This window comes from Streptococcus parasanguinis (genome assembly GCF_016648855.1).
Classification (GTDB): Bacteria; Bacillota; Bacilli; order Lactobacillales; family Streptococcaceae; genus Streptococcus; species Streptococcus parasanguinis_L.
On sequence record NZ_JACLQU010000002.1, the window covers coordinates 165,238 to 178,692 of the forward strand.

Genomic DNA, 13,455 nt, shown 5'->3' on the forward strand with positions numbered 1-13,455 from the left:
AAAGAAGGATAGAACATTTCATGAAGAAGAAAATACGGAAGTTTGAGAATCATTCGATCACACGCAGACTCTACCTGCTGTTTAGTTTGATTTGCCTTCTTTTTTTGGTTCTGATTGCCCGACTTGGCTATATGCAGATCTCTCACCAAGCTTACTATACGGATAAATTGGCAAAAGCTACCAAAAAGACGGTCAAACAAGGGAGTGTGCGAGGGCAAATCTATGATGCTTCTGGTAAGCCCTTGGTGGAAAATGTGGGAAAACAAGTCTTGACCTTTACGCGGGATCGTAAAATGACGGCCCAAGAAATGCGAGAGACAGCTGGGAAACTCCTGCAGTATGTCGACGTAGAAAATCCTCAAGTGACTGAACGACAAGAAGTGGATTACTATCTAGCTAATACCAAGGTCTACCAAGAGGTCGTGGAACACCTACCTGAGAAAAAGAAATTTGATACCGATGGCAACCGCCTGCCGGAAGCCAAGATTTATCAAGCGGCAGTGGACAGTATTGACCCTTCAAAACTCGGTTACACAGATGATGAGAAAAAGATTATCTATCTTTATAGCCAAATGAATGCTGTGGAGAATTTTGCGACGGGGATTATTTCGACGCAAACACTAGGAGCTGAGCAGATTGCGACCATCGCGGCTGACAGTCAGGACCTTCCTGGAATTGCGATCACGACCAGCTGGGACCGCAAGGTTTTGGATACTCCTTTAGCTTCTATCATCGGAACGGTTTCGACTGAGCAGGCAGGACTTCCAGCAGAAGAAGTCGAGGAATATGTCAAAAAAGGTTATGCCCTCAATGACCGGGTTGGAACGTCTTATCTCGAAAAGGAATACGAAAACGTCCTTCAAGGAAAACGCAGTGAAAAAGAAATTCTCCTGGATAAAAATGGCAACATGGATAAAGTGGTAGACATTTCAAAAGGAGCTAAGGGGGAAAACCTCAAGCTCTCGATTGACTTGGATTTCCAAAAAGGGGTGGAAGATATTCTCCGCTCTGCCTTTAGCGCAGAGTTGCAAGCTGGAAATGCGACCTACTCCGAAGGTGTCTATGCTGTAGCCCTTGAGCCTGATACAGGGAAAGTCCTTGCCATGGCAGGGATCAAACACCAGGCTGGTAGTCAAGATTTATCAACCGATGCTTTGGGAACAGTCACCAATGTTTTCGTCCCAGGATCGGTCGTTAAAGGAGCAACCTTGACTTCAGGATGGGAAAATGGTGCCATTTCCGGCAATCAGGTACTGACCGATCAGCCCATTGTTTTTGCAGGATCAACGCCGATTAACTCTTGGTTTACTCAATACGGTAGTCGCTCCATCAATGCAGTAGAAGCTTTGGAATACTCTTCTAATACCTATATGGTCCAAATTGCCCTTAAGATGATGGGACAACCCTACACTCCAAATATGACCTTACAAGTGGATCAAGTGGACCCTGCTATGAAAAAACTGCGTTCTACTTTTGCAGAGTACGGTCTTGGAACGTCAACGGGGATTGACCTTCCCAATGAATCGACCGGTTTTATCCCGAAAGAGTATACAGTCGGTAATTATTTGACCAATGCCTTTGGCCAGTTTGACAACTACACCCCTATGCAATTGGCTCAGTATGCGGCAACCGTTGCAAATGATGGGAAGCGGGTGAGTCCTCATGTCGTCGAAGGCATCTATGACAATAATGATCAAGGTGGCCTCGGTCAGTTGAAAAAAGCGATCGAAGCCAAGGAGCTCAATCAAGTCCATATCTCAGCGGAGGACATGGCTTTGATCAAGCAAGGGTTTTACCAAGTGGCCAATGGTACGAGTGGGTTGACGACAGGAAAAACCGTTGGTCGTGGGGCCAGTGTGCCCATCAGTGCAAAGACTGGTACAGCTGAAACCACTGTCGATGGAGGCAAACAAGCCATTAATACTAATGTGGTGGCGTATGCACCATCGAATAATCCAAAGATTGCGGTAGCGGTGGTCTTTCCACATAATACCAATCTACAGGCGACGGTTAGTCATTCCATTACGCGTGACATTATTAACTTATACAATCAGAAACACCCCATGAATTAGAAAGGAAACTATGCTTTATCCAGCACCTATTGCAAAATTAATTGACAGCTATTCGAAGTTGCCAGGAATTGGGATCAAAACAGCGACCCGTTTGGCTTTTTACACCATTGGTATGTCAGATGATGATGTTAATGAATTTGCCAAAAACTTACTCAATGCCAAGCGTGAGCTAGGGTATTGCAGTATTTGTGGCAATTTAACCGATGAAGAAACCTGCGAGATTTGCCGAGATGAAACGCGGGATCCATCCCTCATTCTTGTTGTAGAAGATAGCCGGGATGTCTCTGCTATGGAAAATATCCAGGAATACCACGGTCGCTATCATGTCTTGCATGGCTTAATCTCACCCATGAATGGCGTGGGACCCGATGATATCAATCTCAAGAGTTTGCTCAGTCGCTTGATGGATGGAACAGTTACTGAGGTCATTGTTGCGACCAATGCGACGGCAGACGGGGAAGCGACATCTATGTATATCTCACGCGTGCTCAAACCAGCAGGCATCAAAGTGACCCGTTTGGCACGGGGTCTAGCAGTTGGAGCCGATATCGAGTATGCGGACGAAGTGACCCTTCTTCGCGCGATCGAAAATCGGACAGAATTATAAGAGAAGTTCTTTCGAAAGGGCTATCATTGTGGTATACTATCAAATAAGAAATCAAGGGAATAATTAGGGAGAAACTATGAGTAAACAAGACTTAATCCTGTTATATGGTGGACGTAGTGCAGAACGTGAAGTATCTGTTCTTTCAGCAGAAAGCGTGATGCGCGCGATTGATTACCAAGCATTTTCGGTTCAGACCTATTTTATTACGCAGTCAGGAGACTTCATCCAGACGCAAGCTTTTGAAGAGAAACCAGCGGATGATGAGAAATTGATGACCAACGATACAGTGGACTGGTCTAAAAAAGTCGCACCATCAGCGATTTACAAGGAAGGAGCAGTGGTCTTTCCAGTGCTTCATGGACCGATGGGTGAAGATGGTTCCATCCAAGGCTTCTTAGAAGTCTTGAAAATGCCTTATGTTGGCTGTGGCATCTTGGCTTCTAGTGTCGCGATGGACAAGATCACGACCAAGCGGGTTTTGGAATCTGCAGGGATTCCACAAGTTCCATATGTAGCTGTAGTAGAAGGCGATGATATAGATGAGAAAATTGCTACAATTGAAGCCACTCTCTCTTATCCTGTCTTTACTAAACCATCCAATATGGGTTCTAGCGTAGGGATTTCAAAATCTGAAAACCAAACTGAACTTCGGACTGCTCTTGAATTGGCCTTCAAATACGATAGCCGTGTCTTGGTAGAACAAGGGGTCAATGCGCGTGAGATCGAAGTTGGACTTCTTGGAAACTATGATGTGAAGAGCACCTTGCCAGGTGAAGTTGTGAAAGATGTGGCCTTCTATGATTATGATGCTAAATACATCGACAATAAAATTACCATGGCGATTCCAGCTCAATTGGACCCTGAGGTTGTGAAAACCATGCGGACCAACGCAGAAAAAGCCTTTCGTGCAATCGGTGGTCTAGGTTTAGCGCGTTGTGATTTCTTCTATACCGATAAAGGAGAGATCTTCTTAAACGAACTCAATACCATGCCAGGATTTACCCAATGGTCTATGTATCCCTTGCTTTGGGACAATATGGGACTTAACTATACAGATTTGATCACCAAGTTAGTAGAGCTTGGAAAAGAAGTCTTCCAAAAACACGAAGCGCATTTGTTGTAAGAAAAGAGAGAGTGGGACAGAAATCGGTAATTCGTTAGAATTCGATTTCGTGGTCCCACCTCCGCACAGTTGAGTAGGCCTGTAAAAGCTGATGAAATCAGCGTAGTAGAGCCCACTCAACCACTGCGTCTTGCTCGACAATCCAAAAATAATTGAGAGGCTAGGACTTCTGTCCCAGCCACTTTTTTTGTGGTCTAGAATATGGTATAATGAGAAGAATTTGATAGGAGCGTCCGGACCTTTAAGGACGCTACGGAGAACTGAGGAGTCGGATATGAATCTCACATTACATGAAGTTGCTCATCTAGTACATGCAAAAAATGATATCAGCCAATTTGAAGATGTGGCCCTCGTCAAGCCTGAATTTGACAGCCGTTTGATTGGGCCTGGAGACCTGTTTGTTCCTTTAAAGGGAGCGCGTGATGGTCATGACTTTATTGAGACTGCTTTTGAAAACGGAGCCGTAGCCACTTTTTCAGAGAAAGTGGTAGAAGGCCACCCTTATATTTTGGTGGAAGATGTGCTGAGCGCTTTTCAAACACTTGCTGCAGCCTATCTTCAAAAGACAAAAGTAGATGTTTTTGCAGTGACGGGGTCAAATGGTAAAACCACCACAAAAGATATGTTGGCACAGCTTTTGTCCACTACTTACCTAACCTATAAAACACAGGGAAACTATAATAACGAAATTGGTCTTCCTTATACGGTTTTGCATATGCCAGAAGGAACAGACAAACTCGTCCTTGAAATGGGGCAAGACCATCTAGGAGATATCCATCTCTTGTCAGAACTGGCGCATCCAAAAGCTGCTATTGTCACCTTGATTGGAGAAGCCCATTTGGAATTCTTTAAAGATCGAAGTGAGATCGCAAAAGGAAAACTCCAGATTGCGGATGGCATGCCAGAAGGTGGCCTTCTGGTGGTTCCAGCTGATCCGATCGTGAATGCCTACCTCCCTGAAAAACAAAAAGTGGTTCGCTTTGGGCCAGATGAGGAGATTTTTATTACCGAGTTAATCGAACGAAAGGACAGCCTAACCTTCCGAGCGAATTTCTTAGAAGAAGCGATTGATCTTCCGGTAACAGGAAAATACAATGCGACCAATGCTATGATCGCAGCTTATGTTGCCCTGCAAGAAGGAGTGAGTGAGGCTGCGATTCGTGATAGTTTTGAAACCTTGCAATTAACACGCAACCGGACAGAATGGAAGAAAGCAGGTAATGGGGCGGATATCCTATCCGATGTCTACAATGCTAACCCAACGGCTATGCGCCTAATCTTAGAAACTTTCTCGACTATTCCTGCTAATCCAAATGGCCGAAAATTAGCCGTCCTGGCAGATATGAAAGAACTAGGGGAGCAATCTATTGATCTGCACAACCAAATGATTCTTAGTCTCTCGCCGGATGTTTTGGATACGGTTATTTTCTATGGCCAAGACATTGCGGGATTGGCTCAGTTAGCGAGTCAGATGTTCCCACTCGGACATGTCTATTATTTCAAGAAAACAGCTGAGGAAGATCAGTTTGAGGACATGGTCAAACAAGTCAAGGAAAGCTTGAAAGAGCAAGACCAAATCCTTATCAAGGGAAGCAATTCCATGAATTTGGCAAAATTAGTAGAGGAATTGGAGAATGGTAAGTAATAATGTACTGAAGGACATTCAGCGCTTGATTTCAATCACCAATACAGGCTTAGCGTTCTCAAAAGATCCATTTGATCAAGAGCGCTACCAGGATATTCGTGAAATTTTACAGGATCTTGTGAGAGAAACGACTGATCTGAATTCACAAGAATTATCGGATTTGTTTCGACCGACAAACTATTATGACACCCCCTTAATTGATGTTAGGGCTTGGATTGTCAAAGATAGAAAACTTTGTCTGGTGAAAGGTCAGGGAGAAGAGACCTGGGCTTTGCCAGGTGGTTTTGGTGAGGTTGGCTATTCTCCTAAAGAAAATATTTTAAAGGAAATCCAAGAAGAAACGGGCTATGTAGCACGTGTCAATCGCTTGTTGGCAGTATTTGATACCAATCGCTACCAATTGCAAAGCCGCCAATATGTGAAATTGGTATTTGAATGTGAATTGCTGGATGGAAGTTTTCAACAGAATCAGGAAATTTCTGATCTTGCATTTTTTGAGAGAGGGAAAATGCCTGCTCTTTCTACCAAGCGCAATACAGAAGAACAATTGAATTTCCTTTGGGAGGTTTATGATGGGAAACGAGATTTGTATTGTGATTAAAAACGATCTATAAATTAAAGGGATATAAAAATGACACTTTGGGATTTATTGTTTACGAACCAAAAATCAGCCCCGCCTGAGTTTGGACTCTGGTATTTCATTTTGCCAGCTTCTTTGTTGGTGGTTGGCTACTTTTCTATTAAATATGCGCAGTCGAAAAGCTACCAACGCTTTTGGTACTGGGCACAATTGATTCAAGTCTTGACTATCAATGCTTGGTATATTCTAGCCCACATGCCTTTGACAGATAATTTGCCTTTTTATCATTGTCGCTTGGCCATGCTTGCAATCCTCTTTGCCCCGAGAGGAACCTATATCAAGCAATATTTTGCTCTCTTGGGAGTTTTGGGATCGATTGCGGCCTTGGTTTATCCGGCCTTTGACCCCTTCCCATTCCCCCATATTACTGTGCTCAATCTGATTTTTAGTCACTGGGCCTTGTTTGCCAATAGTTTGATTTACCTGCAAGATTTTTATCAGTCGGAAAAGCAAGACAGCCTACGAATTGTTAAGATCACCTTTGGCATGAATGCCGTCATCTTTTTGGTCAACCTTTTGACCAGTGGAGATTACGGCTTCTTAAAGCGTCCACCAATCATTGGAGACCACGGTGCTCTCTTGAACTACCTCTTGGTCAGCATTGTGATGGTGGCAGGTATTTGCTTGGTCAATCAACGCTATAAATACAAATACAAGATGGTCGAAGAGAGTATAGTTTCGCGTTCAGAATAAAAAGAGCAGATAAGGGAAAGAAATCATGACACTTTGGGACTTATTTTTCACCAGTCAACCAACGGCCCCTCCTCAATTAGGAGTCTGGTATTTCTTATTGCCGACTTCATTGGTAGTAGTGGGAGTTCTGTCCATTCGATTTGCTCACTCTAAAGCCTACCAAAACTTTTGGTATTGGGGGCAGTTGATCCAGTTGCTCATTATCAATGCTTGGTATCTAGCAGCTCGCTTGCCTTTTTCAGAGAGTCTTCCTTTCTATCATAGCCGGATGGCCATGTGGATTATCCTTTTGGCCCCCAAGGGAAGCTTCAAGCAATATTTTGCCCTCGTGGGAGTCTTTGGCTCCATTATGGCCTTGCTTCATCCCGTCTTTTATCCCTACCCTTTTCCTCACGTATCCTCGATCAACAATGTCTTTGGTCACTGGGCTCTCTTGGCCAACTGTTTGATCTATCTGGTTCAATCCTACCAGGTGGAAGAGGGGGCTGTTTGGAAAATCTGTCAGATGACTGTTGGGGTCAATGCCATTATTCAGCTTGCTAATCTCGCAACAGGTGGAAACTACGGCTTTATGCGTTGCCCACCTGTGATCGGTGACCATGGCCTTGTGCTCAACTATTTGATCGTGACAGTTCTCATGACGGGGACACTGATTTTTATCAATACGATTGTTCAGTACAGTAAGAAAAGAAGAATACCTAAATCTGTTTAAATAAGGAGATTTTATGCATCATTTTTTCACTACAGAATCAACAGCACCACCAGCAATCTCAGCACTTTGGTATAGTGTGATGGTCTTGTTCGTTGTGACAGCGATTATGATGTCACTTCGCTATTATCAGAATGAGCAATTTCGTAAATGCTTTCAATACTTACAAGGCTTCCAGTTAATTTGCTTGTATCTGTGGTATTTTGCCTACCACATTCCTTGGTCCAATAGCTTACCATTTTATCATTGCCGCTTGGCCATGTTTGCGGTCTTGTTTTTACCAGACCGATGGAAAAGCAAACAGTTCTTTGCCTTGATGGGAGTGAGTGGAGCCATCTTTGCTTTGGGCTATCCAGTCTTTGATCCCTACACTTTCCCTCATATTACGAGTTTTTCTTTCCTCCTCGGACATTACTGTCTCCTCATCAATTCCTTGATTTATCTCTTGAGATGGTATGATCGAAACCTCTTAAAAAATAGTCAGATTGTTCTCTATACCTTTGCCTTAGATTTATTCCTGGTTGGAGTCAATCAATTGACGGGAGGAAATTACGGCTTGATGGCCCGCCCTCCGATTATGAGAGGGGATAAGGTGTGGCTCAACTATCTGGTTGTATCCAGTATTTTAGCCCTTGCTTTATTACTCTTTAATCAGTTCTTCAGTCGCAGAAGTGAGCGGGTGAAAGTGAGAAAATAACCAGTATAAAGGTTGGGGCATCTCTGTCTCAACCCTGTTTTATATCAAAGGAGAATATATGAAGCGTTTCTTGCTAATGATTTCCCTCATTTGGAGTTTGGTTTGTACAATCACGATCGCACATGCAGATGATGAAGTTCGCTATTCGATTGAATCCTATGTAGGACACCTCCAATTGCAGGAAGATAGCCAAGCAACATTTACACAAGAGATTACCTATCAGTTTCAGACAGGCTATCATGGTCAATATGTAACCCTAGGAAGCGCAGATCCTCTTCCAAAAGGGTTTAAGATTCATCGTCATCCTGAGGTGGAAGCCTATGTGGATGGGGAAAAACGTGAGATTCGTGTAGAGGAGACAGACCTGGAAGATGGTCGGCAATTAAAAATATACAATGCCCGTATCGTCGGAGGAACGGTCAAGATCAAAGTAAAATGGAAGATTGATCATCTCTTGACTTTCTACAAGGATATTGCAGAACTGAATTGGTTTCCTATTTCAGATGGAGATGAGAAAGTCGCGAAATTAGATTTTTATGTAGATGGCTTGGATGCCAAGCAGGGAAAACTGTATGCCCATACTGGTTACTTTAATCCACCAGCCCAAGTCGAACGGACTGCAACTGGTTATCATATTTGGACAAAGGATTTTCCAAAAAATGGAAAGCTCGAACTACATGCCTATTGGCCAATGACAGATGCCTTACGACAGTCCCAATCGAGTCATATTCAAAAAGAAAATAGAAAAGATGCATTTCTCAAAAAAGAAAAATCCATTGAACAAAAAACATTCTTTTATCGGACCCTTCTACTCAAGGTCGTTCCAATTGTATCTGTTCTTTTATTTATCCTAGCTTTCATTCCATGGATCCGGTATTTTATCAGTACCAGAACTCGTCGAATTTCAAAAGGAGTACGATTATACGAACCACCACAGAATTTACCTCCTCTTGTCCTAGCTAAGGCACTGTATCAACTTGATTTTGAACGGATGGTGATGTCTAGAGAGAAGGGGCAACTAAAATTTAATCATCTCATCCAGGCAACCATGTTAGATCTTATTGATCGAGGAAATCTTCGGTTGACTAGGGATGAAAATGGGGAAACCTTGACCTGTCTCCATTATGAAGGCTTGGCTGATTTTGAATTAAAGTTTATTGAAATGATTTTTGATCAAGAATCTAAAATCAATATCCGTGAGGTATTCTCAAAGTATAAAATTGATAAAGTAGCCCTAAAAAAAGACTTTCGAGCTGCTAAATCAGACACGCAACGAGACCGTATTCGAAAGATCGGAAATGAAGTTCAATCCCTTTTAAAAAAGGATGCCCAGCAATTGTCAAAAGGTGTAGAAAAGGAAATTGCAAAATTAGGATTGCCCTCTTATTTTAGAGACTTAACTGAAAAAGAAGAAGCTTTTTCAAAAACAGGTTGCGCCCTACATTTCTGGCTCTTACTGATCTTATTTGTGAGCATGTGTTTCTTATCTCTCGGATTTGGATCACACCTATCTTCCTTCTATTTTTGGATCATTTTTCTTTTGGTTTTGTTCTTCATTCCATTTTATATTCTTGTGAAAATTCGCGAAGAACATCTCCAATCCTTAGAGAACTTGGATGCACAATTTGAATGGATGGCCTTTCGAAATATGATCGAAAGTATTCCAAATTTCAACCAAGCGGAACTGGAGAGTGTTGTTCTATGGAATCGTATCCTAGTCTATGCAACTATGTATGGTCAAGCTAAAAAAGTGAGTCAGGTACTCAAAAATCATCAGATTTCCTTACCATATGAGGATTGGGATGCTGTTGTTTGGATAACGACCTCTTCAAATTCCTTCCTAGACGGCTCTACCTTAATGAGTTATGCAGATGATTCCTATAGCGTTTCAAGCTTCTCTACTAACTCCTCAGATGGCAGTGGCGGCTTTGACGGCGGTGGCTTTTCTGATGGTGGCGGTGGCGGAGGATTTGGAGCCTTCTAACAGTCATGATAAGAAGACTAGAATCGACGGATTTTAGTCTTTCTTTTTGCTCTCAAAGAAGAATCATCGTTGAAAAAAGTGCCTATTTTCGCTATAATAGGACAGATAGAGAAATTGAGGAGAAATCCGATGTAGAGATGAATTTGTAAATTTATCAAAAAATAAGAAGAGAAAGAATTAGGAATATGAACGTACAAGAAGAAATCAAAAAACGCCGTACCTTTGCCATCATCTCCCACCCGGATGCTGGTAAAACGACGATTACTGAGCAATTGCTTTACTTTGGAGGAGAGATTCGGGAAGCCGGTACTGTCAAAGGGAAGAAAACAGGAAACTTCGCTAAATCCGACTGGATGGATATCGAGAAGCAACGTGGGATTTCGGTAACCTCATCTGTCATGCAGTTTGACTACGATGGCAAACGGGTTAATATCCTAGATACCCCAGGGCACGAGGACTTCTCAGAAGATACTTACCGGACCTTGATGGCGGTGGATGCGGCGGTTATGGTCGTAGACTCTGCCAAGGGTATCGAGGCCCAAACCAAGAAATTATTTGAAGTTGTCAAACACCGTGGCATTCCAGTCTTCACCTTTATGAACAAGCTGGACCGTGATGGACGTGAGCCACTGGACCTCCTGCAAGAATTGGAAGAAGTCTTGGGAATCGCAAGTTACCCAATGAACTGGCCGATCGGGATGGGGAAAGCCTTTGAGGGGCTTTACGACCTCTATAATCAACGCTTGGAACTCTACAAAGGGGATGAACGCTTTGCGAGTCTTGAAGATGGAGACAAGCTCTTTGCTAACAATCCATTCTATGAACAAGTGAAAGACGATATCGAACTTTTGCAAGAAGCTGGAAATGAATTCTCAGAAGAAGCCATCCTTGCGGGTGAATTAACACCAGTCTTCTTCGGATCCGCTTTGACCAACTTTGGAGTACAGACTTTCTTGGAGACTTTCCTCAAGTTTGCTCCAGAACCACATGGCCACAAGAAGACCGATGGAGAAATGGTCGATCCTTATGACAAGGATTTCTCAGGCTTTGTCTTTAAAATCCAAGCAAACATGGATCCTCGTCACCGTGACCGGATTGCCTTTGTGCGGATCGTATCGGGTGAATTTGAGCGTGGGATGAGTGTCAACTTGCCTCGTACTGGTAAGGGCGCTAAGCTATCAAATGTCACCCAGTTTATGGCCGAAAGCCGTGAGAATGTCAGCAATGCCGTAGCAGGAGACATCATCGGGGTCTACGATACAGGGACTTATCAGGTTGGAGATACGCTGACAGTTGGTAAAAACAAGTTCGAATTTGAACCACTGCCAACCTTTACGCCTGAAATTTTCATGAAGGTATCTGCCAAGAACGTCATGAAGCAAAAATCCTTCCACAAAGGGATTGAGCAATTGGTGCAAGAAGGAGCCATCCAGCTTTATACCAACTACCAAACAGGTGAATACATGTTGGGTGCTGTCGGGCAACTTCAGTTTGAAGTCTTTAAACACCGCATGGAAAATGAATACAATGCCGAAGTGGTCATGAGCCCAATGGGTAAAAAGACTGTTCGCTGGATCAAACCAGAAGACTTAGATGAGCGCATGTCTTCAAGCCGAAATATCTTGGCCAAGGATCGCTTTGACCAGCCAGTCTTCCTCTTTGAAAATGACTTTGCCCTCCGTTGGTTTGCGGACAAGTATCCTGACGTTGAGTTGGAAGAAAAGATGGGATAAGGAACGTTTTCAAAACCGATCCATAACAATAGAATAAGAAGACGAAAATCTACCCGTTTTCGCTTATAAAGGAGAAACTATGGGATTACTAAGTGGTTTGATGGGCAATGCCTCTCAAAAGAATGTTGATAAAGTAGAAAGAGATCTGGAAGATATCTTGGTGCCGGGAGAGCAAGTCACACTTGCTTTTAGCTTGATTCGTGATTTAATCGTCTTTACAGAGTTTCGTTTGATCTTGGTGGATAAGCAAGGAGTAACAGGAAAGAAAACTTCCTACAAATCCCTTCCTTATCGCTCCATCTCTCGATTTTCAGTAGAAACTTCCGGTCATTTTGATTTGGATGCTGAATTAAAAATCTGGGTTTCTTCTGCAGTCGAGCCTTCAGAAGTTTTACAATTCAAGAGTGACAACAGCGTCATTGAAATTCAGCAAGCATTAGCCAGTGCGGTCTTTAAATAAAAAAATTATTTTGATAGAGAACAGTTGAGAAAGGAGACGGAATGTTTATCGATAAACAATTGGGTCAAGATCGGAAATGGATCAATATCGACTCGGATTTGATTGCTGAAAATTCATATCTTTATAAAAAATACGATATTGACAAAGAAACCATTGAGTACGCGATGGATAAGAACGAACGTGCCCATATGGATTACAATCGAGAAAACGGAACGATCACCTTTATCTACAATGTATTGGATTTAGAAAAGGACAAGGAATACTACGAAACCATCCCCATGACCTTTATCGTTCAAGATACGCGACTCGTGACCATCAGTAATCAGGACAATGCCTATATCATTGAACAAATGGTTCGCTATTTGGAAAGCCATGGGGAGCTGTCGATCTATAAGTTGCTTTTTGCAGGTCTTGAAATGATCAGTAATGCTTATTATCCGATTATTGATCGCTTAGATAAGCACAAGGATGAACTCAATCGTTTGCTTCGAAAGACAACGACGACCAAGAATCTTTATGCCCTGTCTGACCTTGAGACCGGTATGGTGTATCTGGTCGCGGCAGCCAAGCAAAATCGGATGTTGCTAGAACATATCAAAGCACATGCCATTTATCGCAGGATGAATGATGTTGAAAAAGAGCAGTTTGATGATGCCATGATCGAAGCGCGTCAGTTGGTTTCGATGACTGAGTTAATTTCCAATGTCTTGCAACAGTTGTCAGGATCTTACAACAATATCCTAAACAACAACTTGAATGACAACTTGACCACCCTAACCATCTTTGAAGCCTTGTTGGCGGTCTTAGCCGTTATCACCGGTTTCTTTGGGATGAATATCCCTCTTCCGATGACAGAGGATCCCAATGCTTGGATCTATGTATCCCTATGTAGCTTTATATTGTGGCTCATTTTAGCAAAAGTTATGCGGTGGATTGTGAAAAAAAGATAAAAAAAGAGGCTTGGAGAAATCCGAGCCTCTTCGTATCTAGAATAATCTGAGAAATAGGAACCATCTAGACACCTGCCCTCCTCTCCAAAGAAGGGGCAGTGTGAATAGTTCATCGACTGTACAAAATCTTCTTGGAAATAGT

Annotated in this window: 12 protein-coding genes; all 12 read left to right on the forward strand. The window is 42.8% G+C overall.

Features of this window, described 5'->3' with window-relative positions; all coding sequences use genetic code 11:
* Positions 1-20 precede the first annotated feature (20 nt).
* Positions 21-2,072, forward strand: a complete 2,052-nt coding sequence (gene pbp2b, locus H7T92_RS02205; protein WP_201036879.1) for a penicillin-binding protein PBP2B — start codon at positions 21-23, stop codon at positions 2,070-2,072.
* A gap of 10 nt (positions 2,073-2,082) precedes the next feature.
* A complete protein-coding gene (recR, locus tag H7T92_RS02210) occupies positions 2,083-2,679 on the forward strand; it encodes a recombination mediator RecR (RefSeq protein WP_021152853.1) in 597 nt (198 codons plus the stop codon).
* A 76-nt stretch (positions 2,680-2,755) separates the two neighbouring features.
* Positions 2,756-3,802 carry a D-alanine--D-alanine ligase gene (locus H7T92_RS02215; RefSeq protein WP_118228375.1) on the forward strand — a complete coding sequence of 349 codons (1,047 nt, stop codon included), beginning with the start codon at positions 2,756-2,758 and terminating at the stop codon, positions 3,800-3,802.
* Between the two features lie 274 nt (positions 3,803-4,076).
* Positions 4,077-5,447, forward strand: a complete 1,371-nt coding sequence (locus H7T92_RS02220; RefSeq protein WP_155171499.1) for a UDP-N-acetylmuramoyl-tripeptide--D-alanyl-D-alanine ligase — start codon at positions 4,077-4,079, stop codon at positions 5,445-5,447.
* A complete protein-coding gene (locus tag H7T92_RS02225; RefSeq protein ID WP_003006285.1) occupies positions 5,437-6,048 on the forward strand; it encodes an NUDIX hydrolase in 612 nt (203 codons plus the stop codon). Before H7T92_RS02220 ends, H7T92_RS02225 begins: the two co-directional genes overlap by 11 nt.
* Positions 6,049-6,078: 30 nt before the next feature.
* The gene (locus H7T92_RS02230) at positions 6,079-6,780 is read left to right on the forward strand and encodes a YwaF family protein (protein ID WP_070505821.1); all 702 of its coding nucleotides are present in this window, start codon (positions 6,079-6,081) and stop codon (positions 6,778-6,780) included.
* A 25-nt stretch (positions 6,781-6,805) separates the two neighbouring features.
* Entirely contained in the window at positions 6,806-7,492 is a 687-nt protein-coding gene (locus H7T92_RS02235) for a YwaF family protein (RefSeq protein ID WP_201036881.1), read from the forward strand.
* Between the two features lie 13 nt (positions 7,493-7,505).
* The gene (locus H7T92_RS02240; RefSeq protein WP_003006294.1) at positions 7,506-8,186 is read left to right on the forward strand and encodes a YwaF family protein; all 681 of its coding nucleotides are present in this window, start codon (positions 7,506-7,508) and stop codon (positions 8,184-8,186) included.
* 58 nt (positions 8,187-8,244) lie between these two features.
* Positions 8,245-10,170, forward strand: coding sequence for a DUF2207 domain-containing protein (locus H7T92_RS02245; RefSeq protein WP_155199421.1), 1,926 nt, complete (start codon positions 8,245-8,247; stop codon positions 10,168-10,170).
* A gap of 185 nt (positions 10,171-10,355) precedes the next feature.
* Positions 10,356-11,903: a peptide chain release factor 3 gene (locus H7T92_RS02250; RefSeq protein ID WP_003012237.1), complete on the forward strand. Its 1,548-nt coding sequence runs from the start codon at positions 10,356-10,358 to the stop codon at positions 11,901-11,903.
* A 79-nt stretch (positions 11,904-11,982) separates the two neighbouring features.
* Positions 11,983-12,363 carry a PH domain-containing protein gene (locus tag H7T92_RS02255; protein WP_003015210.1) on the forward strand — a complete coding sequence of 127 codons (381 nt, stop codon included), beginning with the start codon at positions 11,983-11,985 and terminating at the stop codon, positions 12,361-12,363.
* 41 nt (positions 12,364-12,404) lie between these two features.
* The gene (locus tag H7T92_RS02260) at positions 12,405-13,313 is read left to right on the forward strand and encodes a magnesium transporter CorA family protein (RefSeq protein WP_049472123.1); all 909 of its coding nucleotides are present in this window, start codon (positions 12,405-12,407) and stop codon (positions 13,311-13,313) included.
* Positions 13,314-13,455: the final 142 nt, after the last annotated feature.

Bases quoted from the DNA above. Each gene is read 5' to 3' on its own strand.
- H7T92_RS02255 (WP_003015210.1), top strand. From the start codon at position 11,983: ATGGGATTACTAAGTGGTTTGATGGGCAATGCCTCTCAAAAGAATGTT.
- H7T92_RS02220 (WP_155171499.1), top strand. From the start codon at position 4,077: ATGAATCTCACATTACATGAAGTTGCTCATCTAGTACATGCAAAAAAT.
- H7T92_RS02230 (WP_070505821.1), top strand. From the start codon at position 6,079: ATGACACTTTGGGATTTATTGTTTACGAACCAAAAATCAGCCCCGCCT.
- H7T92_RS02215 (WP_118228375.1), top strand. From the start codon at position 2,756: ATGAGTAAACAAGACTTAATCCTGTTATATGGTGGACGTAGTGCAGAA.
- H7T92_RS02250 (WP_003012237.1), top strand. From the start codon at position 10,356: ATGAACGTACAAGAAGAAATCAAAAAACGCCGTACCTTTGCCATCATC.
- H7T92_RS02240 (WP_003006294.1), top strand. From the start codon at position 7,506: ATGCATCATTTTTTCACTACAGAATCAACAGCACCACCAGCAATCTCA.
- H7T92_RS02225 (WP_003006285.1), top strand. From the start codon at position 5,437: ATGGTAAGTAATAATGTACTGAAGGACATTCAGCGCTTGATTTCAATC.
- pbp2b (WP_201036879.1), top strand. From the start codon at position 21: ATGAAGAAGAAAATACGGAAGTTTGAGAATCATTCGATCACACGCAGA.
- H7T92_RS02260 (WP_049472123.1), top strand. From the start codon at position 12,405: ATGTTTATCGATAAACAATTGGGTCAAGATCGGAAATGGATCAATATC.
- H7T92_RS02235 (WP_201036881.1), top strand. From the start codon at position 6,806: ATGACACTTTGGGACTTATTTTTCACCAGTCAACCAACGGCCCCTCCT.
- recR (WP_021152853.1), top strand. From the start codon at position 2,083: ATGCTTTATCCAGCACCTATTGCAAAATTAATTGACAGCTATTCGAAG.
- H7T92_RS02245 (WP_155199421.1), top strand. From the start codon at position 8,245: ATGAAGCGTTTCTTGCTAATGATTTCCCTCATTTGGAGTTTGGTTTGT.